The 25,129-nt window shown below is 69.5% G+C and carries 25 protein-coding genes; 8 read left to right on the top strand and 17 right to left on the bottom strand.

What is annotated here, in order from left to right:
• Positions 1-472: 472 nt before the first annotated feature.
• Complete coding sequence (locus tag ACHAAJ_RS09090; RefSeq protein WP_435727766.1) at positions 473-829, bottom strand: GntR family transcriptional regulator; 357 nt, start codon at positions 827-829, stop codon at positions 473-475.
• Entirely contained in the window at positions 826-1,812 is a 987-nt protein-coding gene (locus tag ACHAAJ_RS09085) for a hypothetical protein (protein ID WP_435727765.1), read from the bottom strand. Before ACHAAJ_RS09085 ends, ACHAAJ_RS09090 begins: the two co-directional genes overlap by 4 nt.
• Positions 1,813-2,105: 293 nt before the next feature.
• On the opposite strand from ACHAAJ_RS09085, the gene ACHAAJ_RS09080 reads away from it, so the two are divergent.
• Positions 2,106-3,428 (top strand): ATP-binding protein, encoded by a 1,323-nt coding sequence (locus ACHAAJ_RS09080; protein WP_435727764.1) that lies wholly within the window; start codon positions 2,106-2,108, stop codon positions 3,426-3,428.
• 7 nt (positions 3,429-3,435) lie between these two features.
• Here ACHAAJ_RS09080 and ACHAAJ_RS09075 read toward each other — a convergent pair whose 3' ends face one another.
• Together ACHAAJ_RS09075 and ACHAAJ_RS09070 are read right to left on the bottom strand one after the other, a co-directional pair.
• Positions 3,436-3,846 carry a YchJ family protein gene (locus tag ACHAAJ_RS09075; protein ID WP_435727768.1) on the bottom strand — a complete coding sequence of 137 codons (411 nt, stop codon included), beginning with the start codon at positions 3,844-3,846 and terminating at the stop codon, positions 3,436-3,438.
• Positions 3,843-3,971, bottom strand: a complete 129-nt coding sequence (locus ACHAAJ_RS09070) for a hypothetical protein (RefSeq protein ID WP_435727769.1) — start codon at positions 3,969-3,971, stop codon at positions 3,843-3,845. Before ACHAAJ_RS09070 ends, ACHAAJ_RS09075 begins: the two co-directional genes overlap by 4 nt.
• Positions 3,972-4,149: 178 nt before the next feature.
• On the opposite strand from ACHAAJ_RS09070, the gene purS reads away from it, so the two are divergent.
• Genes purS through purL form a run of 3 tightly spaced genes read left to right on the top strand, consistent with a single transcriptional unit; the run spans position 4,150 to position 7,453 of the window.
• A complete protein-coding gene (purS, locus tag ACHAAJ_RS09065) occupies positions 4,150-4,401 on the top strand; it encodes a phosphoribosylformylglycinamidine synthase subunit PurS (protein ID WP_435727763.1) in 252 nt (83 codons plus the stop codon).
• Complete coding sequence (gene purQ, locus ACHAAJ_RS09060; RefSeq protein ID WP_435727762.1) at positions 4,401-5,156, top strand: phosphoribosylformylglycinamidine synthase subunit PurQ; 756 nt, start codon at positions 4,401-4,403, stop codon at positions 5,154-5,156. The genes purS and purQ overlap by 1 nt, the downstream gene beginning before the upstream one ends.
• On the top strand, positions 5,153-7,453 hold the full coding sequence (gene purL / locus ACHAAJ_RS09055; protein ID WP_435727761.1) for a phosphoribosylformylglycinamidine synthase subunit PurL: 2,301 nt from the start codon (positions 5,153-5,155) through the stop codon (positions 7,451-7,453). Before purQ ends, purL begins: the two co-directional genes overlap by 4 nt.
• A 404-nt stretch (positions 7,454-7,857) precedes the next feature.
• Here the strand turns inward: purL and ACHAAJ_RS09050 are convergent, their stop codons facing one another.
• Genes ACHAAJ_RS09050 through ACHAAJ_RS09040 form a run of 3 tightly spaced genes read right to left on the bottom strand, consistent with a single transcriptional unit; the run spans position 7,858 to position 10,411 of the window.
• Complete coding sequence (locus ACHAAJ_RS09050) at positions 7,858-8,556, bottom strand: TetR/AcrR family transcriptional regulator (protein WP_435727760.1); 699 nt, start codon at positions 8,554-8,556, stop codon at positions 7,858-7,860.
• A 31-nt stretch (positions 8,557-8,587) separates the two neighbouring features.
• A complete protein-coding gene (locus ACHAAJ_RS09045) occupies positions 8,588-9,496 on the bottom strand; it encodes an SDR family oxidoreductase (protein WP_435727759.1) in 909 nt (302 codons plus the stop codon).
• A 9-nt stretch (positions 9,497-9,505) separates the two neighbouring features.
• Positions 9,506-10,411, bottom strand: a complete 906-nt coding sequence (locus ACHAAJ_RS09040; RefSeq protein WP_435727758.1) for an oxygenase MpaB family protein — start codon at positions 10,409-10,411, stop codon at positions 9,506-9,508.
• Positions 10,412-10,461: 50 nt separating this feature from the next.
• Here ACHAAJ_RS09040 and ACHAAJ_RS09035 point away from each other — a divergent pair, with 50 nt between their 5' ends.
• On the top strand, positions 10,462-11,502 hold the full coding sequence (locus ACHAAJ_RS09035; RefSeq protein ID WP_435727757.1) for a hypothetical protein: 1,041 nt from the start codon (positions 10,462-10,464) through the stop codon (positions 11,500-11,502).
• A 7-nt stretch (positions 11,503-11,509) separates the two neighbouring features.
• On the opposite strand, the gene ACHAAJ_RS09030 is transcribed toward ACHAAJ_RS09035, so the two are convergent.
• Together ACHAAJ_RS09030 and ACHAAJ_RS09025 are read right to left on the bottom strand one after the other, a co-directional pair.
• Complete coding sequence (locus ACHAAJ_RS09030) at positions 11,510-11,842, bottom strand: putative quinol monooxygenase (protein ID WP_435727756.1); 333 nt, start codon at positions 11,840-11,842, stop codon at positions 11,510-11,512.
• Positions 11,839-12,153 (bottom strand): MmcQ/YjbR family DNA-binding protein, encoded by a 315-nt coding sequence (locus ACHAAJ_RS09025; RefSeq protein WP_435727755.1) that lies wholly within the window; start codon positions 12,151-12,153, stop codon positions 11,839-11,841. Before ACHAAJ_RS09025 ends, ACHAAJ_RS09030 begins: the two co-directional genes overlap by 4 nt.
• 23 nt (positions 12,154-12,176) lie before the next feature.
• Between ACHAAJ_RS09025 and ACHAAJ_RS09020 the strand changes: the two genes are divergently transcribed.
• Complete coding sequence (locus ACHAAJ_RS09020) at positions 12,177-12,980, top strand: DUF1206 domain-containing protein (RefSeq protein WP_435727754.1); 804 nt, start codon at positions 12,177-12,179, stop codon at positions 12,978-12,980.
• Here ACHAAJ_RS09020 and ACHAAJ_RS09015 read toward each other — a convergent pair.
• The 4 genes from ACHAAJ_RS09015 to ACHAAJ_RS09000 are packed head-to-tail and all read right to left on the bottom strand — an operon-like array spanning position 12,977 to position 16,660.
• On the bottom strand, positions 12,977-13,408 hold the full coding sequence (locus ACHAAJ_RS09015; RefSeq protein WP_435727753.1) for a CoA-binding protein: 432 nt from the start codon (positions 13,406-13,408) through the stop codon (positions 12,977-12,979). The two genes, ACHAAJ_RS09020 and ACHAAJ_RS09015, sit on opposite strands and share 4 nt — an antisense overlap.
• Positions 13,409-13,461: 53 nt before the next feature.
• A complete protein-coding gene (locus ACHAAJ_RS09010) occupies positions 13,462-14,349 on the bottom strand; it encodes a carbohydrate ABC transporter permease (protein ID WP_435727752.1) in 888 nt (295 codons plus the stop codon).
• Positions 14,350-14,351: 2 nt separating this feature from the next.
• The gene (locus tag ACHAAJ_RS09005; protein ID WP_435727751.1) at positions 14,352-15,293 is read right to left on the bottom strand and encodes a carbohydrate ABC transporter permease; all 942 of its coding nucleotides are present in this window, start codon (positions 15,291-15,293) and stop codon (positions 14,352-14,354) included.
• On the bottom strand, positions 15,290-16,660 hold the full coding sequence (locus ACHAAJ_RS09000; RefSeq protein ID WP_435727750.1) for an ABC transporter substrate-binding protein: 1,371 nt from the start codon (positions 16,658-16,660) through the stop codon (positions 15,290-15,292). The genes ACHAAJ_RS09005 and ACHAAJ_RS09000 overlap by 4 nt, the downstream gene beginning before the upstream one ends.
• Before the next feature lie 166 nt (positions 16,661-16,826).
• Between ACHAAJ_RS09000 and ACHAAJ_RS08995 the strand changes: the two genes are divergently transcribed.
• Positions 16,827-17,783: a sugar-binding transcriptional regulator gene (locus tag ACHAAJ_RS08995; RefSeq protein ID WP_435727749.1), complete on the top strand. Its 957-nt coding sequence runs from the start codon at positions 16,827-16,829 to the stop codon at positions 17,781-17,783.
• Positions 17,780-19,183, top strand: a complete 1,404-nt coding sequence (gene xylB / locus ACHAAJ_RS08990; RefSeq protein ID WP_435727748.1) for a xylulokinase — start codon at positions 17,780-17,782, stop codon at positions 19,181-19,183. Before ACHAAJ_RS08995 ends, xylB begins: the two co-directional genes overlap by 4 nt.
• Positions 19,184-19,195: 12 nt before the next feature.
• Here xylB and ACHAAJ_RS08985 read toward each other — a convergent pair whose 3' ends face one another.
• From ACHAAJ_RS08985 to nikE, 4 genes are all read right to left on the bottom strand, one after another.
• A complete protein-coding gene (locus ACHAAJ_RS08985; RefSeq protein WP_435727747.1) occupies positions 19,196-20,680 on the bottom strand; it encodes a mannitol dehydrogenase family protein in 1,485 nt (494 codons plus the stop codon).
• Positions 20,681-20,775: 95 nt separating this feature from the next.
• Positions 20,776-22,209 carry an NtaA/DmoA family FMN-dependent monooxygenase gene (locus ACHAAJ_RS08980; RefSeq protein WP_435727746.1) on the bottom strand — a complete coding sequence of 478 codons (1,434 nt, stop codon included), beginning with the start codon at positions 22,207-22,209 and terminating at the stop codon, positions 20,776-20,778.
• Positions 22,210-22,211: 2 nt separating this feature from the next.
• Positions 22,212-23,462: an acyl-CoA dehydrogenase family protein gene (locus tag ACHAAJ_RS08975; RefSeq protein ID WP_435727745.1), complete on the bottom strand. Its 1,251-nt coding sequence runs from the start codon at positions 23,460-23,462 to the stop codon at positions 22,212-22,214.
• Positions 23,463-23,491: 29 nt separating this feature from the next.
• Complete coding sequence (nikE, locus tag ACHAAJ_RS08970; RefSeq protein ID WP_435727744.1) at positions 23,492-25,123, bottom strand: nickel ABC transporter ATP-binding protein NikE; 1,632 nt, start codon at positions 25,121-25,123, stop codon at positions 23,492-23,494.
• Positions 25,124-25,129 lie beyond the last annotated feature (6 nt).

The raw sequence follows: 25,129 nt of genomic DNA, 5'->3' as shown, positions 1-25,129 counted from the left end.
GACCACCACCGACAAAATGGGAACAAACCTTCGAACAAGGAAAAGATTCCCATACCGGCACCTGTGGAGGAGAGAAGCGACGCCCGGCATCGCTCTTCACGCCAGGGAATCTGGCCACCACGGCGCTACCACACCCTGCGTGACGAGCAGCGTTGTTCCGACCTTCGGCGCCTTCAGTGTCACAGCTCCAGACGCAGGCGTTTCGCCTGTGCCAGATGGTCCAGGTGGTCCAGGTGGTCCAGGTAGCACCGTCCCCCAGTAGGTTCTTCTCGTCCCCAGCGGCCGTCCGCACCGGGTCCAGAATCGGTTGCTCGCATGTGCGCAACACGTTGTCCACGAGGTTCCGCTGGTCATGGGCGGACCCGATCGCCTCGCTCGCCATCGCGGCGATTGCCGGCAAGGAGAGCCCCGAGGCACTGACGCGGGGACGCCTGCCGCATCCCCGGACGTGGCGATGGACCTTTCTTATCCGTCAGTCCCGCGCTTCCCACCTCGAGGCAACCACGCCGAGTGCCTCGTCGAGCTCCAGGCCGGCGGAACGTGCGACCCGAACGAGGCCGGCGGCGGCGGCGAGCACCGCGTCACTCGTCAGCTGCCCCGGGTTCACCCGCGTTCCGGCCGCACGCCCCGTGCGGATCAACCCGGCACCCTCAAGCTCCCTGTACGCCTTGGCCACGGTCCCCGGCGCGACGCGCAGGTCGCCCGCGAGCTGCCGCACGGTGGGCATCCGGGCGTCCGCTTCCAAGGACCCGGTGCGGATCAGCGCCGCCAGCTGGGACCGGATCTGTTCAACCGGCGGGCTCGGCGAGGCGGGATCCACGGAGATCACGACGCGACCGAACGCGCGCCGCGGCGGTCTCCGGAGGCGACGGCCAGACCCTCCACCACGACGCCGCCCGCCCGGAAGAGGAGCACCAGTGCTGCGAGGCCGGCGACAAAGGCGCCACCGATCAGGAGCAGAGCAAGGATCGGGCCGTGGGAGCTCCGCAACGCCAGCCCGGCCATGAGGGACACCACCGCGACTTGGAAGAGGAGGACAGAGGTCGACGCGGACACAACGAACCGGGTTTGCACAACGCGCAAGGCGGTGTCGACGCCGAACAGCGCCTCGTCGGCGGGGCGGGCAGCCCGCGCCGCCCGACGCAGGACCCACCACACCCCGACCACCAGCACCAAAGTTCCCACCATCAGCGGCACACCGTAGAACCAGCCGGGAAAAGGCCCGGTTGTCTGCACGGTGACGCCCTCGCCGATCACCGGGATTCCGTCGACCAGCGGGATGACGACACTCCGCAAGAAGCGGTGCTGGCCGTCCTCGCCGGCAACGGACCCGAGCCCGGCGACGGCGAGGCCCACCACCAGGAGGCAGGCCGCGGCCAGCGGAAGCGCGAAGGTCCGGCCGCGGCCGAAGCTCGTGGATCCGCGCGGGGTCAAGTCCGCGACGACCACGCCTCCCCGCGCCTGGGGCCAGCGCGGGCTGGGCACGAGCGCGATGACCGGCAGGCCCGCCAGCGCGCCGGCCATGGCGGCAAGGAAGAACGGCAGCCCGTGGTGTTCGCCCCCGTCGAGTCCCCACCACGCGCAGGCGGCGGCAACAGCGAGCCCCGCGGCCAACGCGGCGGCTTCGGTCCGCGCCACCCAACGCACTCCGGGGTCGGCTTCTGCCCGCCGTCCACGATCCAGCGCCGCCAGCTCCCCTGCGAGACCCGTGGCACCGTGGGGGGTGCGCCGGAGCACCGCAACGAAGCCCCATAGGAGGAGCACCAGCGCGAGGGCGACCAGCAGGATCATGACTAGCTCGAGCATGGCCATGGGGTGGGTCCATTCGATCGTGGGTGACGACGGCTTGTGCCATCCAACTAATACAAACGAATCTCGCCTCTTGTGTCAACACCTTGGCACAACAGTTCCTTATTCGGGTAGGCGCGCGGGCTTGGCACCGGATGCGGTTCCACATATGTGCCGGAAGTACGGCACCCGTTTTCCCACAGCGCGAAGAATCGCCGTTCTTTCACGCGGAACCCCCTAGATCGCCGCGTGGATTTGCAGAAGAGTGGAGACCACGAAAGCAGCCGGGGCCGCGGCCCCAACGAACGGAGACGCTCATGACCACCTGGCGCATCAGGGACTTCCACTCGGCCGACCTCGACGGGATCCTTCACCTCTGGGAATCCCTCAAGGCCACCGGCGTCGAACCCGTCTACGCGCTCTCCGAGGTGCTGGCCTCCTGCGAGAAGGACCACGCCGTCGTCGCGGTCCAGGGCGAGCAGGTGGTCGGCGCCGCCGTCGGGCGCGCCGCGCACGACCAGGGCTGGATCGTCTTCCTCGCCACGCTGCCGGAATTCCGCGGCCGCGGCATCGGCACCTCGCTGCTCGCCGCCGTCGAAAACCGAATGGCCCCGCACGGGCTGAACAAGCTCTCAGCGCTGATGCCGGAGGCGGAGACCCGCGTGGACGCGTTCCTGGACCGCGGCTTCGTCGTGAAGCAGAACCTGCGCTACTTCGAACGGAAAATCCCGGTCCAGCGCCAGGAACTCGAACCGCTGGCCCAGCTGGGCGGCCGCATCCTCGCCCGGGACCTCTGGGAGAACGTGGCCGGCATGCGCAACGAAAAGGAATTGCTGGAGCGTCGCCTCGTCCTGCCCCTGGCCGAGGCGGATCTCGCCGACGAATACGGCGTGGTGCCCCCGCGCGCCGTCGTGCTGTTCGGCCCTCCCGGAACCGGCAAGACCACGTTCGCGAAGGCGATCGCCTCCCGGCTGGAATGGCCGTTCGTCGAGGTGTTTCCGTCCCGGCTCGCCTCCGATCCGCGGGGCCTGGCCGGCGCGCTGCGCGAAACGTTCCTCGAGATCGCGGAATTGGAGCACTGCGTCGTGTTCATCGACGAGGTGGAGGAAATCGCCGCCCAGCGCTCGGGCGAACCGCCGTCGCCCCTGCAGGGCGTCACCAACGAGCTGCTTAAGATCATCCCGGCGTTCCGCGAACAGCCCGGCCGCCTTCTGGTCTGCGCCACCAACTTCATTCGCGCCCTGGACTCCGCGTTCCTGCGCCACGGCCGCTTCGACTACGTCATCCCGATCGGACTGCCGGACAGCCAGGCGCGCGAGGCCATGTGGCAGCGCTTCATTCCCGCGCATGTGGTCGGCGGAGTGGACGTGGCCCTGCTGGTGGAGCGCACCGGCGGCTTTTCCCCCGCGGACATCGAGTACGCGGCCCGGAGTGCGTCCCAGCGCGCCTTGGAAAAGGCGGTGTACGTCGACGACAACGGCGGAGCGGCCACGGAGGGCGGCGCGGCGGTTTCGGGCCAGGCCCGCAAGGGACCGTCGACGCAGGACTACCTCGACTCGATCGCGGACACGCGGACCACCGTCAGCGACGAGGTCCACGGGAAGTTCCTCGAGGACATCGACGCGCTCGGCCGGGTGTGAGGGCGCGCTATTCGCCGTCCACGTAGTACCAGCGGCCGTCCTCGCGGACGAAGGCGCTGACCTCGCGCTGGGCGCCGCGTTCGCCGTCGTGCCGGTAATGCGCCGCGAACTCGACGACGCCGCGGTCGTCGAACGGTCCGCCGGCCTCGACCCGCACGACGTCGAGGCGCCGCCAGACGGTTCCGCCGTCGAGTTCCAGCGATTCCGGGCGCGTTGACGGATGCCAGGTGGCCAGCAGGTAGTCCACCCGGCCGGCCACGAACGCGCTGTAGCGCGAGCGCATCAGCCCGGCCGCCGTGGGAGGCCACACGCCGTCGTCGAAGCCCGCGTGGAAACGCCCGCAGCACGCGCCGTAGGCCTCGCCGGACAGGCAGGGGCAGGACGCGGCGTCAGCGGTGCCGGGGGCCGGCGGGGTCAGGACCCGCGCCGGTCGTCGGCGCGCTTGCGCAGGACCAGCCGCAGGAGCCCGGCCGCGACGGCGGCCGCCATGATGGGGAGCAGGAACGACGGCGGACGCCCGTCGGTCGATCGTTGTGTAGCCATGGCACCAGATTACGTCCCCCGCTCTCCGCACCCCAGTGGCACCGGTCACGGACGCCGGGCCGCCCGGCGTCGAGCCGGTAGACTGGGCGGGCAAGCTCGCGGAGCGCCGGCACCCTGGCGTGAGACGGCACCTCCGCAGGCGGCTTTAACCACACCCCTCGCGCACAGGAGACACCGGATGCCCCGGATCGTTGTTGATGTTATGCCCAAGCCCGAAATCCTTGACCCGCAGGGCAAGGCCATCGTGGGGGCGCTCCCGCGGCTCGGCTTCGACGCCTTTTCCGGCGTCCGCCAGGGCAAGCGGTTCGAACTCACCGTCGAGGGCGAGGTGACCGAGGCCGTCCTGGCGCAGGCCCGCGAAGCCGCCGAGACGCTCCTGTCCAACCCGGTGATCGAGGACGTCGTCAACGTCGAGGTCGTCGCCGAATAATGAGCACCGGAATCCCCCTGATCGGCGACTATTCGCCCGCGCCAGGCGCCGCGCTCTCCGGCGCACGCATCGGCGTCGTCACCTTCCCCGGAACGCTGGACGACCGCGACGCCGCCCGCGCCGTGCGCCTCGCCGGCGCCGAGGCAGTGCCGCTCTGGCACGGCGACGACACCCTTTCCGACGTCGACGCCGTGGTGATCCCCGGCGGCTTCTCCTACGGCGACTACCTGCGCGCCGGGGCGATCTCACGCTTCGCGCCCATGATGGGCCGCATCATCGACGCCGCGAAGTCGGACGCCAAGCTGCCCGTGCTGGGCATCTGCAACGGCTTCCAGATCCTCACCGAGTCCCACCTGCTGCCGGGTTCGATGATCAAGAACGACCATCTGAAGTTCCTCTGCCGCGACCAGACGCTGCGCGTCGAGAACGCCGCGACGTCCTGGACCAACCAGTACGACGCCGGCCAGGAGATCTCGATCGTCCTGAAGAACCAGGACGGCCAGTACATCGCCGACGAGAAGACGTTGGACGCGCTCGAGGCCGAGGGCCGCGTGGTGTTCCGCTACGTCGGCTGGAACCCGAACGGCTCCCGCCGCGACATCGCCGGCATCTCCAACGCCGCCGGAAACGTCGTGGGCCTCATGCCGCACCCCGAGCACGCCGTCGAGGCCGGCTACGGTCCCGACCACACCGGAACCGACGGACTGGGCATGTTCACCTCCGTCCTGACCACCCTCGTTGGAGGAACCAAGTGACCCAGCAGTTCAACATCGACACCGTTGAGCACGCCGCCACCACCCCGGACACCGAGCTTCCCTGGGCCGAACTGGGCCTGAAGCAGAACGAGTTCGAGGAGATCATCAAGGTCCTGGGCCGCCGCCCGACCGCCGCCGAGCTCGCGATGTACTCGGTCATGTGGTCCGAGCACTGCTCCTACAAATCCTCCAAGAACCACCTGCGCCAGTTCGGCGAGAAGGTCACCGAGGAGATGAAGAAGGACATGCTGGTGGGCATCGGCGAGAACGCCGGCGTCACCAACCTCGGCGACGGCTGGGCCGTGACCTTCAAGATCGAGTCCCACAACTCGCCGTCGTTCGTGGAGCCCTACCAGGGCGCGGCGACCGGCATCGGCGGGATCGTGCGCGACATCATCTCCATGGGCGCCCGCCCGGTTGCCGTGATGGACCCGCTGCGCTTCGGCGCCATCGACCACCCGGACACCGCCCGCGTCATGCACGGCGCGGTCGCCGGCATCGGCGGCTACGGCAACTCCCTGGGCCTGCCGAACATCGGCGGCGAGATGGTCTTCGACTCCGTCTACCAGGGCAACCCGCTGGTCAACGCCCTGGCCGTGGGTGTCATGCGCCACGAGGACATCCGCCTGGCCAACGCCTCCGGCAAGGGCAACAAGGTGGTCCTGTTCGGCGCCCGCACCGGCGGGGACGGCATCGGCGGCGCCTCCGTGCTGGCCTCCGAGTCCTTCGACGACACCAAGCCGTCCAAGCGCCCCGCGGTCCAGGTCGGCGACCCGTTCGCCGAGAAGGTGCTCATCGAGTGCTGCCTGGAGCTGTTCAAGGGCTCCCTCGTGGAGGGCATCCAGGACCTCGGCGCCGCGGGCATCTCCTGCGCCACGTCGGAGCTGGCCTCCAACGGCGACGGCGGCATGCAGGTGGAGCTCACCTCCGTCCTGCTGCGCGACCCGACCCTGACCCCGGGCGAGATCCTGATGTCGGAGTCGCAGGAACGCATGATGGCCGTCGTCTCCCCGGAGAACGTCGAGGCGTTCGAGGCCGTCATGGAGAAGTGGGCCGTCGAGTACTCCTGGCTCGGCGAGGTCACCGACACCGGCCGGTTGATCATCACGTGGAACGGCGAGACGATCGTCGACGTCGACCCGAAGACGGTCGCGCACGAGGGTCCGGTCTACGACCGCCCGTACGCGCGCCCCGAGTGGCAGGACAAGCTGCAGTCCGAGACCTTCCGGTCCTCCGACGCCGGCGCCGGGCTTCCGGCCACGGGCGAGGCGCTCAAGGCCGCGGTGCTGGAGCTGGTGGCGTCCCCGAACATGTGCGACAAGTCCTGGATCACCAACCAGTACGACCGCTACGTCGGCGGCAACACCGCCCTGTCCGCTCCGGACGACGCCGGAGTGATCCGCGTCGACGAGGAGACCGGTCTGGGCGTGGCGCTGTCCACCGACGCCAACGGCCGTTACGCGTTCCTGGATCCCTACACGGGCGCGCAGCTAGCCCTGGCCGAGGCCTACCGCAACGTCGCCACGTCCGGCGCCGTGCCGATGGCCGTGTCCGACTGCCTGAACTTCGGCTCCCCCGAGGACCCGGACGTGATGTGGCAGCTGGCCGAATCCATCCGCGGCCTCTCCGACGCGTGCATGGAGCTCGGCGTCCCGGTCACCGGCGGCAACGTCTCGCTCTACAACCAGACGGGTTCGACGCCGATCCATCCCTCCCCCGTGGTGGCGGTGCTCGGCAAGTTCGACGATGTCGCGCGCCGCACGCCCTCGGGCTGGCGCGACGACGCCGACGGCCAGGCCATCTACCTGCTCGGCACCACGCGCGACGAGTTGGACGGGTCCGAGTACGCGAACATCCGCGGGCAGCTCGGCGGCCTCCCGCCGAAGATCGACCTCGCCGCGGAGAAGACGCTCGGCGCGATCCTGATCAACGCTTCCCGCGACGGCATGATCGACTCCGCGCACGACCTCTCCGAGGGCGGGCTCGCGGCGACCCTGTCCGAGATGTCGCTGCGCTACGGCGTCGGCGCCCGCGTGGCGCTGGACGATCTCTGCGACCGGGACGGCGTGGACGCGTTCACGGCGCTGTTCTCCGAGTCCCAGGCGCGCGCCGTCGTGGCGGTGCCCCGCTCGGAGGAGGTCCGCTTCAACGACATGGCCACGGCCCGCCGGTACCCGGTGGTGCGCCTCGGCGTCGTCGACACGGAATCCGATGCGCTCGAGGTGCAGGGCCAGTTCACCCTGGACCTGTCGGAACTGCGCGAGGCCCACGAGGGGACGCTGCCGAAGTACTTCTAACTTCGACAAAGCCACCTGCCTCCCCTCGCGTTTCGACGAAGGTAGATGTCGGTTTCGGCCACGAATCCGACATCTACCTTCGGTCAAACGGGGGCGGGGGGCATCTGCCTTCGTCGAAAATAGGCGCGCAACAGAAGAGACCCCAGCCGAATACGGCCGGGGTCTCTTCGTAACTACTCCGAGGGACGTTCTAGATGGCCGAAGCGATCCAGATAACCAGGGCAACAGCCACCAGCACGCCCACGATGGTCCAAACAAGGTTGTTTCCGCGCATGTTGATTCCTCCGATTCTTTGTCGTTACCCCCCATTATGGTCATAGACATGCGCCAAACCGGCATCGAAGGGCTGGCGTGTTTCTCGAATCACCAGAAGGCGGGGGAAAACTTCGGCGCAATGGGCCGATTCAGCGCAGCAGCGCCAGCCTGTTCAACAGGCTTTCGAGCGCCTCCTCGAACTCCTCCGTGGTGCGGTCGTCCGAAAGCGGGCCCTTGAGCCGAAGTATCACCGGGTAGTCGCTCAGGTCGGATTCGGCCATCTCCTCCGGCGTTCCGGTCTCCACCGGGGTGATGTCCGCGCCCAGTGCCGCCACCTCCAACAGCAGGTGGCCCAAGAGGAAACTGCAGAACGCCCGGTAGGCCGCCACCGATTGCTGGTCGCCGAAGCCCGAGCTGGTGAGCGCGCCCAGAAACGATTCGATCCACTTCAGACTCCGCAGCGGCGGCTGGATCCAGGGAGCCTGCGGTGGCTGGGTGGCGATCAGCGGAAAGATCTTCGGGTGCTCCAGGGCGATGCGCCGGACGCCGTGCGCGAGCCGGACCAGGTAGTCCTCCCAGCCGTCCTGCGGCTCCACATGCACCTCCGCGTCGGCGGACAGCCCCTCCAGCACCTGTTCCACGATCCCGTCGAGCAGATCGTCGCGGGAGGGGACGTAGCGGTAGAGCGACATCGCCTCGACGCCCAGTTCGGCGCCCAGGTGGCGCATGGACAGCTGCCGGAGGCCGTGCTGGTCGATGTACGCGGTGCCGGCCTGGAGGATCATGCGCCGGTCCAGCCGGCGTTTTGGCGCGGGCTTCTTCGGCTGCTGGTTTCCTGGTGAAGTCACGGACTTACCCCTAAGTAGGCTGTTGGAAATTCTACGCGGGAAAACCGATCCCGGCCATGCCTGCCGTCACGTCGAACAGCCGGCCACGGTCCGCGTCCCGGCGCGCGGCGAGCGGCAGCCGGGCGGCCACCGGCGTACCGGCCAGCCCCAGCGCGCCGTTCGGTCCGAAGTACATGGCGCCGTCCGGGTCCGTGGCCGCCATCAACACGGGCAAGGCACCGGCGTCGGCCTCGTGTCCGAATTGGGACCATCCCACCCCTGCGCCGAGATGCCGACGCAGCCCGCCGTCGCGCCCCTTGCCGTCCAGGGGCCCGTTGTTCACCAGCTCCGTGCGCGCCAGGCCCGGGTGCGCGGCCCGCGCCGAGATACCCCATCCCAGCTCCCGGCTGCGCGCGTCGAGTTCCAGCGCGAACATGACGTCCGCGAGCTTCGACTGGGCGTAGGCGGACCACGGCGAGTAGCGGCGCCGGAGGTTCGGATCGTTCCAGTGGATGCGACCGCGCCACGCGGCGACCGATCCGAGCATCACCACCCGCCCGGCGGCCGCCCGCAACCCGGGCAGCAGCCGGGCGGTCAGCGCGTACGGGCCCACGTAGTTGGTCGCCCACTGCTGCTCCAAGCCGTCGGGGCTTTCCCTGCGCTTCGGGATGGCCATCACGCCCGCGTTGTTGACCAGCAGATCCAGCGGGCGTCCGGCCTCGCGTTCCGCGAACGTGCGCACGGAATCCAGCGACGCGACGTCGAGTTCGGCCAGCTCCAGCCGGGCATCCGGTTGGTCGCGCCGCAGGCGTTCAAGCGCGTCCCGGCCTTTCGCCGCGTCGCGCACCGCCAGTACGACGCCGGCCCCCGCGCCGGCCAACGCTTTGGCCGTTTCGAGGCCCAGCCCCGAGTTAGCACCCGTGACGATGGCGCGCTTGCCTTGCAGATCCGGTAGCAGCATGCCGTCAGGCTACCCGCTGGCGGCGGCCCCGAGGCGGGCGAGTCGACGCCGGGCCGCCAGTTCGCTGGGGCTCCGTTTGCCGAGGGCCGCGCCGACGACGGCGAGCGCCGCCCGCCCCGCCGGAACGAGCGGCAGCCGCACGCGCGGCCGGCGCAACCCCAACAGTTCCCGGTACCTCGGCGGCAGCGTGTCCACGACGGCGGCGAACAGGAGCCGGTACCCGGGGAGCAACAGCGGATCGAGCGGCGGGTTCCGCAGGAAGGACACCACCTCCTGTACCCGCGGTCCGCCGGCGAGTTGGCCATCGGCGTCGTACTCCCCCAGGCGCGCCCGCAGCGCGGCCTCCGTGCGCGGCGGGTCGGCGATGCCCATCAGTTCCCCGGCGACCGCCCATTCGCGGACGTATGCATCGGCTCCCCCTGGCACCGGGCCGCGGAAGAGTTCGTGGCTACGCAGGAAGGCGTCCGTGAACGCCAGGTGCACCCATTCGGCCAGCGCCGGGTCGTTGGCCGAGTACGCCTGTTGTGTCCCGTGTCCGTCAATGTAGGTTCCCGTGACCGCAACGTGCAGTTTCCGGACGTGGTCGCAGGCCCGGCGCCCGGCGACCGTGTCCCCGTAGGTCACCGTGAAGATCCAGCGGATGGTTCCCGCGAGACGGGCGAGCGGATCGGCGCGGTAGTCGGAGTGCTCGACGACGCCGGCCAACGCCCCGGGATGCAGCGCCTGCACCAGCAGCGCCCGGATGCCCGCGGCGATCGGCGTCATGCCGCCGTGCACGGCCCAGACCGCGGAGTCCGGCGGGAAGTGCCCGGCGTCGTCGCCTTCCGCCAGGGCGGTCTCCCAGGCCGGAATGCCGTCGGTCTGGCCCGCGAACGTGAGCTGGAGACGGGTGCGCAGGGGTGCCAGGACGTCCATCCCCCGAGCCTACGCCGCCGCGGACTTCCGCGGTTGGCTAGGCTGTGTGCATGGACAGCAGCCGGGCCGCAACGGACCACCACCAGGGCACGACGGCGGCGCGGCGGGCGGCGTTCACGACCGCCATCGCGGTGCTGGCGGTGGTCGCGCTGACGGGCTGCGAGACGGCCCGCGGCGTGTTCCCCAAGGCGTTCCCCTCCGAATCCGCGACCTCCGCACCGCCCGTGCGTGCCTCCCCCGCCGCCGACGATGCGTGGAAGACCGTCACCACGCGGGCCGGGGACCTGTCCTTCCGGATCCGCGACGGCTGGTCCGTGGAGTCGGCCGCCGCCACGCCCGGCTCGTCCCTCACCGGCATCCCGGCGTACGCCGTGCTCAACGCCGAGGGAACCGAGATCGCCCGGCTGCAGCAGAACCCGGGCCCGCAGACCGAGGGCGCCCTGCCCGGTTCGACGTTCACGCACCTCGACGCCGTTCCGGCCCCGGACGCCGACCTGCTGGTCGACTCGGCGAAGGCGCAGGTGCGGTTCGACCTCACCACCCATCCGAACGCGGACAGCGAGGCCGCCTACGGGCTCACGTCGGGCGTGGCGGTCACCGCCAAGACCGCCCCCGGTGGCCGCGTTCCGCTGGGCGGCGGGATCGACGGGACGCCGAAGCTCGCCGGGCCGCTGGTGTTCCAGGGGATCTTGGTGCTCGGCCCCAACGAGCACACGCCGAGCCAGCAGGACAAGGCGCTGGCGGCGGCTAAGGCGTATGTCCTCACCCAGGAGTACGCGGACCTGACGGCCATGTTCCAATCTCTCGCCTACCACCCGGATCGCGCCACGGGCACCGAATGCGGCGGCTCCACCTTCACGTACTCCACCGTGAACATCGACTGCGACACGGTCCTGGAGGTCTACCACACGGCCCGGATCGCCGAGCGCTACGATGCCCGCTCCGGGTCCAACGTGCGCGTGCTCGGCGCCTACTCGTGCACGCTCAAGGAACTCGGCGCGAAGCTCGACGGAATCCGCAAGGGAGAGGGCATCGACGGCGTGTGCCGGGTCGACGGCGGCTACGGCTCCTTCACAGCCACCTGGCGGTAGCCGGGAACTACTCCGGGGAACCGTCGATCCGCAGCTCGCCCATGCGGTCCCAGCCGTCGCCGTCGATCTGCCGGCTGATGATCCGCGGTGTCTCGGCCAGTGCGGGGCGCATGGCGTCCAGTCCCGCGGCGAAGTGCTCGCTGGAGACGTGGGCCTCGGCGGCGCCGTCGCGGAACGCCTCCACGAGGACGAACTCCTCCGGGTGCTCCACGCTGCGGGACCAGTCGAACCACAGGTTCCCCTCCTCGGCCCGCGTGGCCTCGGTGAAGGGAGCCGCGATGTCCAAAAAGCGTTCGGCGTATTCGGGCCTGGTCCGGAATTTGACGACGATGAAGATCATTCACCCAGCCTAGCGAGAATCTCCCTGTCGGCCCGCGGCATCCGCTCGACGACGAGGTCGTAGGAGTCCTCGATCATGTCCCGGACTGCACGCTCGCCCAGGGCCCCGCCGCAGTCGACCGTGTTCCAGTGCCGCTTGCTCCTGTGGAAGCCGGGGGTGATTTCCGGGTGCGCCATCCGGAGCTGCTCGGCGAGCGCCGGGGACGCCGTCCGGCCTCGGACCCTGAACACCGCGGCCTCCTGCCCGAACGGAAAGTCCTCGAAGGCCGCGGGCAACGCCAAACAGGTCCGGCGAATCCACTGGTAGTCCACGCGCAAGATCCTATGCTTAGGTTATGGGAAAACCACGCGAAGCCGTGAATGCGGCGAAGAAGGCCTCCGACCACCCCTGGTTCGAACGCGTGGCGCGGATCGGATACGTCGCCAACGGAGTGCTCCACGGCCTCATCGGCGTGTTGGCGCTAAACGTCGCGTTCGGGAAGTCGGGCGAGGCGGACCAGGGCGGCGCCCTGGACACCCTGGCCCGGCAGCCATTCGGCGCGGCCATCCTCTGGGTGTGCTTCCTCGGATGCATCGTCCTCGGGCTCTGGCATTTCGCGGAGGCCGGCTTCGAATCGCACGCGAAACTGACGCGGCGCCTCAAGGACGCGGGTACCGGCGTCGTGTTCATTGCGGTGGGTGCGGCGTTCGGGCGCTACGCCATGGGCGGCAGCGAGGACTCGGGCGAGAAGACCAGCGCCGTCAGCGCCGAACTGATGAAGAACCCCGCGGGGATCGTGGTCCTGGTCGCGCTCGGCGCGGCGTTGATCGCCGTCGCCGGCTACTACGTCTACAAGGGAGCCACCCAGCGCTTCCGCCGGGATCTCCGCCTGCCGTCCGAGCCCAACGTGCGGCGGGCCATCACGGTCACCGGGACGGCCGGGTACGTCGCGAAGGGCCTGGTGCTGGCCGCGCTGGGGCTGCTGTTCATCGTCGCCACCATCCAGCACGACCCGGAGGACTCCACCGGAATCGACGGCGCGCTGAAGTCGGTCCGCGACCAGCCGTTCGGGCTCCCCGCACTGGTGACGATCGGCGTAGGGCTGATCGCCTACGCCGTGTACCTGGTGCTCCGGTCCCGCTACGACAAGATGGACTAGCGCAGCCGGGCCGCCTCGATTTTGGGGCAGGTGTCCATGACGACGTCGACGCCGGCCGCCTTGGCGCGGGCCGCCGCCGCCTGGTCCACGACGCCGAGCTGCAGCCACACGGCCTTCGCGCCGACGGCGATGGCCTGGTCCACGACGGCGCCGACCTTGGACGAGTTCACGAAGCAGTCCACGACGTCGATGTCCCCGGGGACGTCCGCCAGACGGGTGTAGCCCCGCTCGCCGTGCACGTCGTCCCCCTTCAGCGACACCGGAACGATCCGCATCCCCAGCGTGTCGCGGATGAACAGCGAGACCGAGCGGGCAACGCGGCGCGGGTTGTCCGAGAGGCCCACCACGGCCCAGCGGGCCGGGGTGGTCATCAGCCGGACGATCGTGTCCGGGTCGTTGGCGTGGCGGGTGTGCTCGGCGTCCGTCATGGGACACACGCTACCCCCGGCCGCGGCGGCCCGGGCTACTTGACGGCCTTGGGCTACTTGACGGCGCCCATGGACAGGCCGCGGACCAGCTGCTTCTGCGCCAGCCAACCGGCCAGGACCACGGGCAGCGAGGCCAGAACGGACGCGGCGGACAGCTTGGCGAGGAACAGCCCCTCGCTGGTCATGGTGGACATCAGGAACACCGGGACCGTCGCCGCCTGCGCGGCCGTGAGGTTCAGCGCGAAGAAGAACTCGTTCCACGAGAAGATCACGCAGATCAGCGCCGTCGCCGCGATGCCGGGCGTGACCATGGGGATCAGCACCGAACGCAGGGTCTTGATCAGGCCCGCCCCGTCCATCGACGCGGCCTCCAGGACCTCGTGCGGAACCTCGGAGAAGAAAGACCGCATCATCCACACGGCGATCGGCAGGTTCATGGCCGTGTAGAGGACCACGAGGGTCCAGATGTTGTCCAGCACCCGCAGCTGTCCGGAGATGACGTAGATCGGCATGATGACGGCCACGACCGGCAGCATCTTGGTGGAGATGAAGAAGAACAGCACGTCGGACGTCTTCTTCACGGGCCGGATGCTCAGCGCGTATGCCGCCGGGATGGCCAGGAGGATCACCAGGCCGGTGGAGACGCCGGTGGCGATGATCGAGTTCAGGAAGAACGGCGCCGCGTCGGAGGAAAGGACGGCGCGGTACTGCTCCAGGGTGGGCTCGAAGAAGAACGTGGGCGGGTTGGACGCGGCCGCGTTCTCCTGCTTGAAGGACGTCGCGACCATCCACATGACCGGCGCGAAGAACACGAGTGCCAGGATCCAGGTGGCGGCCGTGAGGATCGGGCCGGCGGGGAGCCGGCGCCTGCGCGGCGCCGGGGCCCCGCTGGTGCCCGAGGGGACGCGGTTTTCCGTGGTTGCTGTGCTGGGGGCTGCCATGGCTAGTCCTTCGTGTCGAAGCTACGGAAGATCAAACGCAGGGCGAACGTCGCCACCGCGATCGTTGCGATGACCACGACGACGCCCATCGCGGCGGCCTGCCCGATGTCGAAGCCGAGGAACGCCCGCTGGTAGATGTAGAAGGGCAGGTTCGCGCTGGCCGTTCCCGGCCCGCCCGCGGTCATCAGGTAGATCTGGTCGAACGTGTTGACCACGTAGATGGCCCCGAGCAGGACCGCCAGTTCGATGTAGCGGCGGAGCTGGGGCAGGGTTACGAACAGGAACGTCTTTCCCCAGCCGGCGCCGTCGATCGACGCGGCCTCGAGCACGTCCCGCGGCTGCGCCTGCAGTCCGGCGAGCACCAGCAGCATCATGAACGGCGTCCACTGCCACACCAGCGCCATCACGACGGAGAGCAGCGGGGCCTGCGAGGTGAAGTCGATGGGTCCGGCGCCGAAGAGGCCGATCACCCAGTTCAGGAGCCCGTAGCTGGGGTTGAGCATCGAGACGCCCCAAAGCATGGACGAGGCCACCGGCATGATGAGGAACGGCGTGATCAGGAGCGTGCGGACGATCCCACGTCCCTTGAAGTCGCGGTCCAGCAGGATCGCGAACAACGTCCCCAACACCAGTGCGACGGCGACGCAGCCCAGCGTGATGAGCACCGAGTTCAGCGCGGCGCCCCGGAACGTGGAGTCCCCGAAGATGTCAACGAAGTTCCGCAACCCCACGAAGGTGTTGCCGTCCGGGCGCAACAGGTTCCACGACCGCAGCGAGTACCAGATGGTCATCAGGAACGGCAGCTGTGTCACCAGGATGGTGAAGATCAATGCCGGGAGCAGCGGCAGCCGCCGACTCCATCCTTCGCGGCGTGCCGCTCGGCGCGTCTCCCGGACCCGTCCGGCGTCAACCGGCCGTTCCCTGCGCATTGTCGTGGCGCTCATGCCTGGCCCTCCGTCTGATAGGTGCGTGCAACGGTCTCCGCGAAGCCCTGCGCCTGGGCGAGGGCCTCGTCGACGGTCTGGTTGCCCGCGATGGCCGCGGAGATCTGCTGGGCCACCCGGGTGCCCAGGTCCTGGAACTCGGGAATGCCCACGAACTGCAGGCCCTCGTAGGGAACGCTGCCGACGATCGAGTTCTCTTGGGTGGCGTTGCCCATGGCTTGCAGCGTGGGTTCGGCGTAGGCGCTGGCGATGTCCGCGTACTCGGGGATCTCGTACGTGGACCGCCGGCTCCCCGGAGGCAGCCGCTCCCATCCCAACGAGTTGCCGACCAGGTGCATGTAGTCCTTGTTCGTCATCCAAGAGACGAAGTCCCAGGCGGCCTGTTTGTTGCGGCTGCTCTCCGGGACGGCCAGCGCCCAGGTGTACAGCCACCCGGCCGATTTCGTGTCGCGGACCGGCGCCAGCGCGTAGTTGGTCTTGCCGACCACCGTGGAGGACCCCGGATCCTCGATCGAGGAGACCATGGCGGTCGCGTCGTACCACATGGCCGCGTTGCCCTGCGCGAAGCGGGTCAGGCAGTCGCCGTACCCGGACGTCGCCGCGCCGGGCTGTCCGTGGGAGCGGACCAGGTCGACGTAGTCGCCGACGGCCTCGCGCACCTGCGGGCTCTGCAGCTGGGGGTTCCAGTCCTCGTCGAACCAGCGACCGCCGTAGGTGTTGATGACGGTGTTCAGTGGAGCCATGACCTCGCCCCACCCGGCCAGCCCGCGCAGGCAGATTCCCGAGAAGTCGCGCTCCGGGGCGTGCAGCCGCTCCGCGAAGGTGCGGATGTCGCGCCACGTCGGCTGCTCCGGCATGGTGAGGCCGGCGTCGTCGAAGAGGTCCTGGCGGTAGACCACGAAGGAGGACTCGCCGTAGAACGGGACGGAGTACTGCGAACCCTCGTAGGTCAGCGCCTCGCGGATGGTGGGGAGGAAATCCGCGGCGTCGTAGCCGGCCGTCGCGTCCATGTACGGCGTGAGGTTGGCCAACCAGCCGTTCTCGGCCCACATCGGGGTCTCGTAGTTGGAGATCATCACGACGTCGAACTCGCCGCCGCCGGTCGCCACGGACGCGGTGATCTTGGCGCGGGCCTCGTTCTCCGGCAGGGACACGAAGCGGACGTTGATGCCGGGGTGCTTGGAGCGGAAGTCCTCCATGAGGCCGACGGCGTCCGTCATCTGCGGGTTGGAGACGATCGCGACCACGATGACGGTCGCCCCTTCCCCGGCGGACGCCCCGCAGGCGGTCAGGCCGGCCGCGGCGAAGGCGCCCGCACCGAGGCCCAACAGCCGGCGGCGGTCGAGTGTCACGTTGGGTATCTGCATGGAACGGCTCCTCGTTGGTCCGGCCTGGCTGGTGTCCGGTCCGAACCGGCGCTCATTTGATTGTCGAATATCGCTCATTTGAATTGTGACTCTAGTCATATAAGATCAAATGAGCAAGGCCGTGACGCTCAGAAGTGGCAATCCGGCCCAAAACTAGGAGCGATGCATGCACGCACGGCACCAGCGGATGCTGGCCGATATCGCGGCGCTCTACTACCTGGACAACGCCTCCAAGGTGGAGATCGCGCGCACCCATGGAATCTCCCGTTTCCAAGTGGCCCGCTACCTCGAAGAGGCGAAGCGGGAGGGGATCGTGAACATCACCATCCACCGTCCGCATCTGGTCGCCGCCGGCGCCGAGGGACTGGCGGAGGCGCTCGGCCTGCTCTCCGTCGAGGTCGCACGGGCACCGCAGCCGGGCGACGACGGCCGCGACACCCTGGCCCGCGCCGCCGCCGGCGTCTTGGCGGACATCGTGGTCCCCGGCGCGACGGTTGGCGTCTCCTGGTCCCGCACCCTGAACCTGATGGCCGCGCACCTGCCCTCCCTGCCCGGTTGCGACATGGTCCAGCTGGCCGGGGACCTCACCATCGGGAACGACGGCGGCTCCGGGCAACTCCTGCACCGCCTCGGGCTCGTATCCGGCGGTAGGGTATGGCCGCTTCCGGCCCCGTTGTTGGTGGAGAGCGCCGAAACCGCCGCGAGCCTGCGCCGCCAGCCGGAAATCAGTGCGGCCCTCGACCGTGCCGACTCGCTGGACATCGCCGTCGTCGCACTCGGCACGTGGACGGAGGGCCATTCCACGGTGTGGCAGCGCGTCGGGGAGGCCGAACGGCTCGAGGCCCTGCGAGCCGGGGCCGTTGGGGAGGTCTCCGGGCGGTTGATCGCCGCCGACGGGTCCGCGGTCGCGGGGACACTCGACGGGCGCGTGATCGCCGTCGGACTGGACCAGTTGCGCCGGACCCCGGCCGTCCTGGCGGTGGCGCGCGGCGCGAACGGGGCGCCCGGCGTCTTCGCGGCCGTGCGGGCCGGACTGGTCAACCACCTCGTGGTCGACGAGCCCCTGGCCGCCGCGCTGCTTGCGGAACTGGAATCAGCCGAACCGAGCGAAGGAGAAGCATGATGGACGCCGTGGTCGGGGTGGATTCGTCCACCCAATCCTGCAAGGTACTGGTCGTCGACGCGGAAACCGGCGAGGTGCTGCGTTCCGCGAGCGCGGCCCATCCCGACGGCAGCAGCGTCGATCCGCGCGTCTGGATCGCCGCCCTGCGTTCCGCATGGGAGCAGGCGGCACCCGGCAGCCGGGAGCGGATCCTCGGCGTCGGGCTGGCCGCACAGCAACACGGCATGGTCGCGCTCGACGACGCCGGCGAGCCCGTCCACGACGCCCTGCTGTGGAACGACGTGCGCAGCGCGGACGCCGCCCGGGCCATGGTGGACGAGCGCGGCGCGGAGTTCTGGGCCGAGGCCGTGGGGTGCGTCCCGGTGCCGTCCTTCACGCTGACCAAGCTGGCGTGGATGGCGAAGCACCGCCCGGACGCCGCCGCGCGGACCGCGCGCGTGGTGCTCCCCCACGACTACCTGAACCACGCGCTGACGGGGCAGTGGTTCACGGACCGCTCCGACGCGACCGGCACCGCCTACTTCAGCGCCCGGGACGGGTACCGCGAGGACCTCCTCGAGGAGTACTTCGGGCGGGTTCCTGAGTTGCCGGAGGTGATCGCGCCGGGTGCGGCCGGGGGAACGCTGCTACCGGAGTGGAACGCCGGTCCGGTGCCCGTGTCCGCGGGGGCCGGGGACAACGCCGCCGCGGCGCTGGGGTTGGGGATGGCCTCCGGGGAGGTGGCCGTCTCCATCGGCACCTCGGGGACCGTGTTCGCCTCCGTCCCGGACGCACCCGCCCCGGACCCGAGCGGGGCGGTCGCGGGGTTCGCCGACGCCGGGGGCGGGTTCCTGCCGCTGCTCGCCGTCATCAACGCGGCCCGGGTCATGTCCACGACGGCGGAGCTGCTGGGGGTGGGACTCCAGGAATTCGACGCCCTGGCCTGCGAAGCAGATCCCTCCGCCGCGGCACCGCTGATGATGCCCTACTTCGACGGCGAGCGCACGCCGAACCTGCCCGCCGCGCGCGGCGCCCTGACCGGAATCAGCCGCGCGGGCCTCACCCGGCCGAACGTGGCGCGGGCGTCCGTGCTGGGCGTCCTCAATTCGCTGGCCGACGCCGCGGATGCCCTGGAGTCGGCGACGGCTCCGGCGGACAGGGTGCTGCTGATCGGTGGCGGGTCCAGGTCCCACGCGTTGCGCACCGCCGCGCCGGAGATCTTCGGCCGCACGGTGGACGTCCCCGCCGCGGGAGAGTACGTGGCGCTCGGGGCGGCGCGGCAGGCCCTTTGGGCGGCCACCGGCACGCTTCCGACGTGGGAACGCCGGCTCGACGCGACGCACGTCCCCGCGGGCGCGGGCTGGGGCCGCGAAGTGCGCGAGCGGTACGCCGCGGAGCGGCTGCGCCTGTACGGGGTGTAGCCGGAGGCGCGGCTAGCGCCAGCCGGCGTCGCGCAGTCGGGTGACGAGCGCCGTCGCACCCTCCGAACGCAACGTGTCGAGGGCGTCGGTGTAGGCCCGGGTGAACTCCGGACGCTCGGTGAGGTCCCCGAAGAGGCCGCGGTCGCGCAGGAACGCCAACGGGTCCTCGCCGTTCCGGCCGGCCGCCGCCATGACCCGGTCGCGGAGACGGTCGACGACCTCAATGGGACGGCCCTGTTCGTCGGTCCCCTCCGCGTAGCGGGCCCACGACGCGACGATGGCCGCGCTGAGGCGCACCGCACCGCCGTCGTGCAGGTTTTGCCGGATGACCGGGACGAGCCAGGTGGGGATGCGGTCCGAGGATTCGGCGGCGAGGCGGGCCAGCGTGTCCTTGACCTGCTCGTTGGCGAAGCGTTCGATCAGTTGGAGCTTGTAGGCCGCGAGGTCGATTCCCGGGACCGGCTGCAGGGTGGGCGTCGCCTCGAGGTCCATGTAGGCGGTCAGGAAGCCGACGAAATCCGGGTCCTGGCAGACCTCGTGCGCGTAGCGGTACCCGGCCAGGTAGCCCAGGTAGGCCATCCCCTGGTGGCTGGCGTTAAGCAGGCGGAGCTTCATGAGTTCGTAGGGCTCGACGTCGGAGACCATCTGGACGCCGGCCTCCTCCCAGGCGGGGCGGCCGGCCGTGAAGTTGTCCTCGAGCACCCACTGGAGGAAGTCCTCGCTGACCACGGGCCAGCGGTCGTCGATCCCGTACTCGGAGGCGACCGTCTCCCGGTCCGCGTCCGTGGTCACGGGCGTGATGCGGTCCACCATGGAGCTCGGGAAGGCGACGTTGGCGCGGATCCATGCGGCCAGTTCGGGGTCACGCAGCTCGGCGAAGGCCGTGAAGACCCTGCCCGCGAGGTGGCCGTTGCCCTGGATGTTGTCGCAGCTCAACACGGTGAACGGCGGCGTTCCGGCCTCCCGACGTCGGCGCAGCGCCTCGACCACGAAACCGAAGGTGGTGCCCGGGACGGCGCCGGGGCGCAGGTCGGCGGCCACGGCGGGGTTCTCGGCGTTGAATTCGCCGGTGGCCTGGTTGTAGTTGTAGCCCCCCTCGGTGACGGTGAGGGAAACGATGCGGACGTCCGGGTCGGTCAGCTGGGCAAGCACGGCCTCCGGGTCGTCGGGCGCGAAGAGGTAGCGGGCGATGGACCCGATCACCCGCGCTTGGCGCGTGCCGTCCGGGGCCTTCTCGACAAGCGTGTAGAGGTGGTCCTGGGCGGCGAGGGCGTCGCGCATGGCGGAATCGTGCGGCATCAGTCCGACGCCGCAGATGGCCCAGTCGAGGTCCCGGCCGGCCGACATCAGCCGGTCGAGGTACAGCGCCTGGTGCGCGCGGTGGAATCCCCCGACGCCGAAATGGACGATCCCGACCCGGCGCTTCTCGAGGGCGTAGGTCGGGACCGCCACGGCGGCGTCCAGTTGGTCGAGCGTCTGGTTGTTGAGCTGGCCCATCACACGTTCCCGTCGGTCGGAGAGACGAAAGTGAGACGAGCATAACATTTGAGCCATGTCGGATGCTCAGATGAGCGAGCGGGTTGGCTCAGGTGTCAGCGGGCCGCGTCGATCCCGCTCGCCTCCAACGGGGCCTCGGTTGCCGCTGCGGAGTGCCGGGCGAAAGCCCCGCGGTACCGGGCCGCGGGGTGGCTGGACTCGAGGTGAGCGCCGCGGCCGAAGACCTTTTCGCGCAACGTCCCCGGGGCGTACTCGGTTTGGGCAAGCCCGCGCCGGCGGAGCTCCGGCAGCACCCCCTCGATGAAATCGGTGTAGGACTCCGGGAGGATCTGGTTCATGACGTTGACCCCGTCCGTGCCAGCGTCCTGCCATCGCTCCAACTCGTCGACGATCTGTTCCGGCGTTCCAGCGATCTGCTGCGCCTTGGCCCGGTAGCGGGCCAGATCGCCGATCGTGGGCTTGCCGCCGGGCACGGCTGCGATCGCGGCCTCGAGCACGCCGCGCGCACCCTCGGTCTCCAGCTCGCCGAGCGGCGTGTCGAGGTCCAACCCGCCCAGGTCGACGCCGATGCCGCCGCCGATGTGGGCGATGATCGCGTGCGGATCCAGGTACTCGTCGAACTCGGCCTCCTTGCGCCGCGCTTCCTCCTCCGTGCTGCCGACAACGAAGGAGAGCCCCGCGAAGACCTTGACATCGCCGGCGGACCGTCCGGCTTGCGCCTCCAGTACGCGTAACTGGTCCACCTGCTTCCGCACGTAGTCCGTATGCGGGGCGAACAGGAACGTCGCCTCGGCGTTGGCGGCCGCGAAGGCACGGCCCCGGGTGGAGCTGCCCGCCTGGAACAGGAACGGCGTGCGCTGCGGGCTCGGGATCGCCAGGTGCGGTCCCTCGATCGAATAGCGGGCACCCTTGTGGTGGATCTTGTTGACCTTGGACGGGTCGGCGAAGACGCCGCTGTCCTTGTCGGCGAGGACCGCGCCGTCGTCCCAAGACCCTTCCCACAGCTTGTAGGCGGCCTCCATGTACTCGTCGGCCCAGTCATAGCGGTCGTCGTGGGCCGTGAGGCCGTCGGCGCCGAAGTTGCGGTGCGAGTTCTCCAGCACGCTGGTCACCACGTTCCACGCCACGCGTCCGCCGGAGATGTGGTCCAGGGTGGAGAGCTGACGCGCCAACTGGTACGGCTCGGACTGGATCACGGAACTGGTCATCGCCAGGCCGATGTGCTCGGTGGTGGCGGCCAGCGCGGACAAGAGAACCAGCGGGTCGTGCGAGGGGACCTGCATGCCCTTGCGCACGTGGGATGCCCAACCGCCCTCGTGGTTCCCGTAAAGACCAACCACGTCGGCGAAAAACAGGTTGTCGAACTTCGCCTCCTCCAGCTCGCGGGCCAGGTCGGTCCACAGCGAAAGTTCGTGGAAGCGGTGCTGCTGTGCCCGCGGGTGCCGCCACTGGCCACCGAGGATGTGGCTGGGCGTGTTCATGAGGAACGCGCTCAGCAAAAGGCGCGGCCTGTTCTCGAAGGTTCCCATGTCTACTTGTTCCCTTCTGTGGCGGCGACGGCCGAACCGGCGGTCGCCTCGCCGATGCTGTTCAGCCCGGTCGGAATGGTTCCGTTGATGTGGAAGTCGCCCACGGACCTCGCCTTGAACACCACCGGGTTGTGCGTGGCGACGGTGCGGGCGTTGCGCCAGTAGCGGTCGAGGGCCTTGCCCCGGGAGGTGGCGGAGGCGCCCGTCACATCGAACAGCGCGCCCGCGGCGTCCAGGACCAGCTTCGGGACGGTGACGTGGGCGGACTGCACCGCGAGTTCCGCGCGCAGGAACGCGGAGGCCTCGTCCAAGCCCAGACCGGGGTCGACGGCGGCGTCCAGATCGCGCGCCGCGGCCGCGACAATGGCTTCGGCCGCGTACACTCCGGCGGCGATTTGACCGACGCGTTCCTGGATCAGCGGATCGTTGCGGAACAGGTCGCCGGATCCGGTGTTGAACGTCCGCGTCCGTGTGCGCACGATCGCCGAGGCCTCCCGCAGGGCCGCGCGCCCGATCCCCGCCAGGACGGAAAGCAGGACCAACTGGAAGAACGCGGGTTCCAGCGTGCTGGATACCTTGCGGAGGATGATGTCCTGCTCGGCGACCTCGACGTCGTCGAAGATGGCGGTTCCGGTGCCGGTCAGGGGCTGACCGAAGCCGTCCCAGTCGTCGAGGATGGTGACCTTGGGATCGTCAACCCGAACCAGCGCGTACTGGCGGCCCTCGACACCCTCCGTGCTGGCCATGACGACCACCCAATCCGCGAAGATGCTGCCGGTGGTGTAGAACTTCTCCCCGGCCAGTAACCAGTGCCCTTCCGCGCGGCGCAGCTTGGTCGCCGTCGTGCCCAGGGCGTTTCCGGAGCGCTCGGTGGCGGCGTTTCCGAAGATTTCTCCGTCGAGCACCCGCGGGAACCAGCGCTCCTGGAACTCCAGGGGCTGCAGCGCGACGGTCTCGCCGAACGCGAAGTGGCTGCGCAGCAGATGGGACACGTTCGAGTCGGCCTCGGCCAGCTCGACGAGCAGGCGGAAGAGGTGCTCGTGGCTGATTTCCGCTCCGCCGTGCACGGCCGGGACACGAAGTGCCGTGAATCCGGATTCCTTCAGCCACCGCACCTGCTCGAACGGCAGCGTGCGGGTTGCTTCTCGCTCCTGCGCGCCCGCGGCGATGCGGTCGAACACGGGGCGGAACCGAGCGGCGAGTCCCGCGTAGTTGGCTTCGGTTGATTGCCGTTGCTTGAGACTGGTGGCCATGTGACTTCCTTCGGATTCGATGTTGTTCTCTAGAGGGCCGCGAGTTCGCGCAGCCTGTGCCCCGGGTTCGCGTCCAGCAGCAGCGACGTGTATTCGCTCTGCGGATCCGCGAAGACGCCCGCCGTGGGACCGGTTTCAACCAGACGTCCGCGGCGCATGACCCCGACGTCGTGCGAGATGCGCTCGACAATGTGCAGGTCGTGCGAAATGAACAGATAGGACAGGCCGAGCCGCGACTGCAGGTCCTCAAGGAGCGCGAGGATCTGCGCCTGCGTGAGGACGTCCAGTGCCGAAAGCGCCTCGTCCAGCACCAGCGTGCGGGCGCCCAGGGCCAATGCCCGCGCGATGGCTACACGCTGCCGCTGGCCACCAGACAGCTCGCGGGCGCGCAGCGGTGCGACCCGTGTCGGCAGGCTCACCTGGCCGAGGAGCTCGGCGACCTTGGCTTTGCGTTCGGTCCGGCTGCCCACGCGGTAGCTGTTCAGGGGTTCAGCCACGAGGTCCTCCACCGAGAGCCTCGGGTCCAGAGCGGAATCGGGGTTCTGATACACCAGCTGCAGTCCGCGCCAGAGCTCCCGCTTGCCGGTTCCGCGGAGTCCGGTGACGTCGCGTCCGTCGATCCGCACGGTCCCCCCGGTGGGATCGAGCAGCCTCATTATCATCCGAGCGGTGGTCGACTTTCCGGATCCGGATTCGCCGACGAGCGCGAACGTGGTGCCCGGGCGAACGGCGAACGAGACGCCGTCGACGGCCAGGTGTTCGGACTTTCCCCGGCCGAACGCTTTGGCGAGTCCGGAGACCTCGATCGCTGGGGCTTGCGTTCCGGCGTCGTTACCTGGCCGCTTGATCGGCGCCGTCGGGGCCGCCTCCGCCAACAGGCGAACCGTGTATTCGTCCTCCGGACGGGTGAGGATGTCCAGCACGGGGCGGTCCTCGCGGATCCTCCCCCGCTGCATCACCACGATCCGGTCGGCCAGGTCCGTTGCGACGGCCAGGTCGTGGGTCACGAAAATGACGGCGGTTCCGCGTTCCCGGGCCAGCCGCGTGAAGACGTCCAGAACCGTGCGCTGCACCGTCACATCCAGTGCGGACGTCGGTTCGTCGGCGATCAACAGCTGGGGATTGAGGCAGAACGCGATGGCGATCAGCACACGTTGCTTCAATCCACCGGAAAGCTCGTGGGGATACTGTCCCAGTCTCTCCTCGGGGCGGTCGATCCCCACCGTCTCGAACAGGCGGACCACCTCGGCGCGGAGTTCCGCCCGTGAGCGCCTGCGGCCGTCCGGGTGGAGCCGGAACACCTCGGCGACTTGGGAACCCACGGTTTGCACGGGGTCCAGCGAGGCGCCCGGATCCTGCGGGACCATTCCGATGCTCTTACCGCGCATGCGTTCAAGTGTCCGCTCCGGAAGGGAGAGCAGGTCGGCGCCCGCGAAGTCGATGGCACCGTCGAGGTGGGCGTTCGCGGGGAGCAGCCCGATGATCGCTTTGGCCAGGGTGCTCTTCCCGGAGCCGGACTCGCCGACCAGCGCGACGATCTCGCCAGTGCGCAGCGTCAGGTCCAGACGGTCGCCCGCCAGCACGGCCTCCCTTCCGGAGCCGTAGGTGATGCTCAGTCCGCGCACGCTCAGTAGCGCTCCTGTGGGGGTTGTGGTGGTCATGGTGTT

It is taken from the genome of Arthrobacter arnarulunnguaqae, from assembly GCF_051262515.1.
Lineage (GTDB): Bacteria > Actinomycetota > Actinomycetes > Actinomycetales > Micrococcaceae > Arthrobacter_N.
This window is presented reverse-complemented; position numbering and strand designations above follow the sequence as displayed.

Bases quoted from the DNA above. Each gene is read 5' to 3' on its own strand.
- ACHAAJ_RS08995 (WP_435727749.1), top strand. From the start codon at position 16,827: ATGCACGCACGGCACCAGCGGATGCTGGCCGATATCGCGGCGCTCTAC.
- ACHAAJ_RS09070 (WP_435727769.1), bottom strand. From the start codon at position 3,971: ATGGCTACACAACGATCGACCGACGGGCGTCCGCCGTCGTTCCTGCTC.
- ACHAAJ_RS08980 (WP_435727746.1), bottom strand. From the start codon at position 22,209: ATGGGAACCTTCGAGAACAGGCCGCGCCTTTTGCTGAGCGCGTTCCTC.
- ACHAAJ_RS09000 (WP_435727750.1), bottom strand. From the start codon at position 16,660: ATGCAGATACCCAACGTGACACTCGACCGCCGCCGGCTGTTGGGCCTC.
- ACHAAJ_RS09030 (WP_435727756.1), bottom strand. From the start codon at position 11,842: ATGATCTTCATCGTCGTCAAATTCCGGACCAGGCCCGAATACGCCGAA.
- ACHAAJ_RS08985 (WP_435727747.1), bottom strand. From the start codon at position 20,680: ATGGGCCAGCTCAACAACCAGACGCTCGACCAACTGGACGCCGCCGTG.
- ACHAAJ_RS09020 (WP_435727754.1), top strand. From the start codon at position 12,177: ATGGGAAAACCACGCGAAGCCGTGAATGCGGCGAAGAAGGCCTCCGAC.
- ACHAAJ_RS09015 (WP_435727753.1), bottom strand. From the start codon at position 13,408: ATGACGGACGCCGAGCACACCCGCCACGCCAACGACCCGGACACGATC.
- ACHAAJ_RS09045 (WP_435727759.1), bottom strand. From the start codon at position 9,496: ATGCTGCTACCGGATCTGCAAGGCAAGCGCGCCATCGTCACGGGTGCT.
- nikE (WP_435727744.1), bottom strand. From the start codon at position 25,123: ATGACCACCACAACCCCCACAGGAGCGCTACTGAGCGTGCGCGGACTG.
- ACHAAJ_RS09005 (WP_435727751.1), bottom strand. From the start codon at position 15,293: ATGAGCGCCACGACAATGCGCAGGGAACGGCCGGTTGACGCCGGACGG.
- ACHAAJ_RS09085 (WP_435727765.1), bottom strand. From the start codon at position 1,812: ATGGCCATGCTCGAGCTAGTCATGATCCTGCTGGTCGCCCTCGCGCTG.
- ACHAAJ_RS09080 (WP_435727764.1), top strand. From the start codon at position 2,106: ATGACCACCTGGCGCATCAGGGACTTCCACTCGGCCGACCTCGACGGG.
- ACHAAJ_RS09035 (WP_435727757.1), top strand. From the start codon at position 10,462: ATGGACAGCAGCCGGGCCGCAACGGACCACCACCAGGGCACGACGGCG.
- xylB (WP_435727748.1), top strand. From the start codon at position 17,780: ATGATGGACGCCGTGGTCGGGGTGGATTCGTCCACCCAATCCTGCAAG.
- ACHAAJ_RS09010 (WP_435727752.1), bottom strand. From the start codon at position 14,349: ATGGCAGCCCCCAGCACAGCAACCACGGAAAACCGCGTCCCCTCGGGC.
- ACHAAJ_RS08975 (WP_435727745.1), bottom strand. From the start codon at position 23,462: ATGGCCACCAGTCTCAAGCAACGGCAATCAACCGAAGCCAACTACGCG.
- purQ (WP_435727762.1), top strand. From the start codon at position 4,401: ATGAGCACCGGAATCCCCCTGATCGGCGACTATTCGCCCGCGCCAGGC.
- purS (WP_435727763.1), top strand. From the start codon at position 4,150: ATGCCCCGGATCGTTGTTGATGTTATGCCCAAGCCCGAAATCCTTGAC.
- ACHAAJ_RS09040 (WP_435727758.1), bottom strand. From the start codon at position 10,411: ATGGACGTCCTGGCACCCCTGCGCACCCGTCTCCAGCTCACGTTCGCG.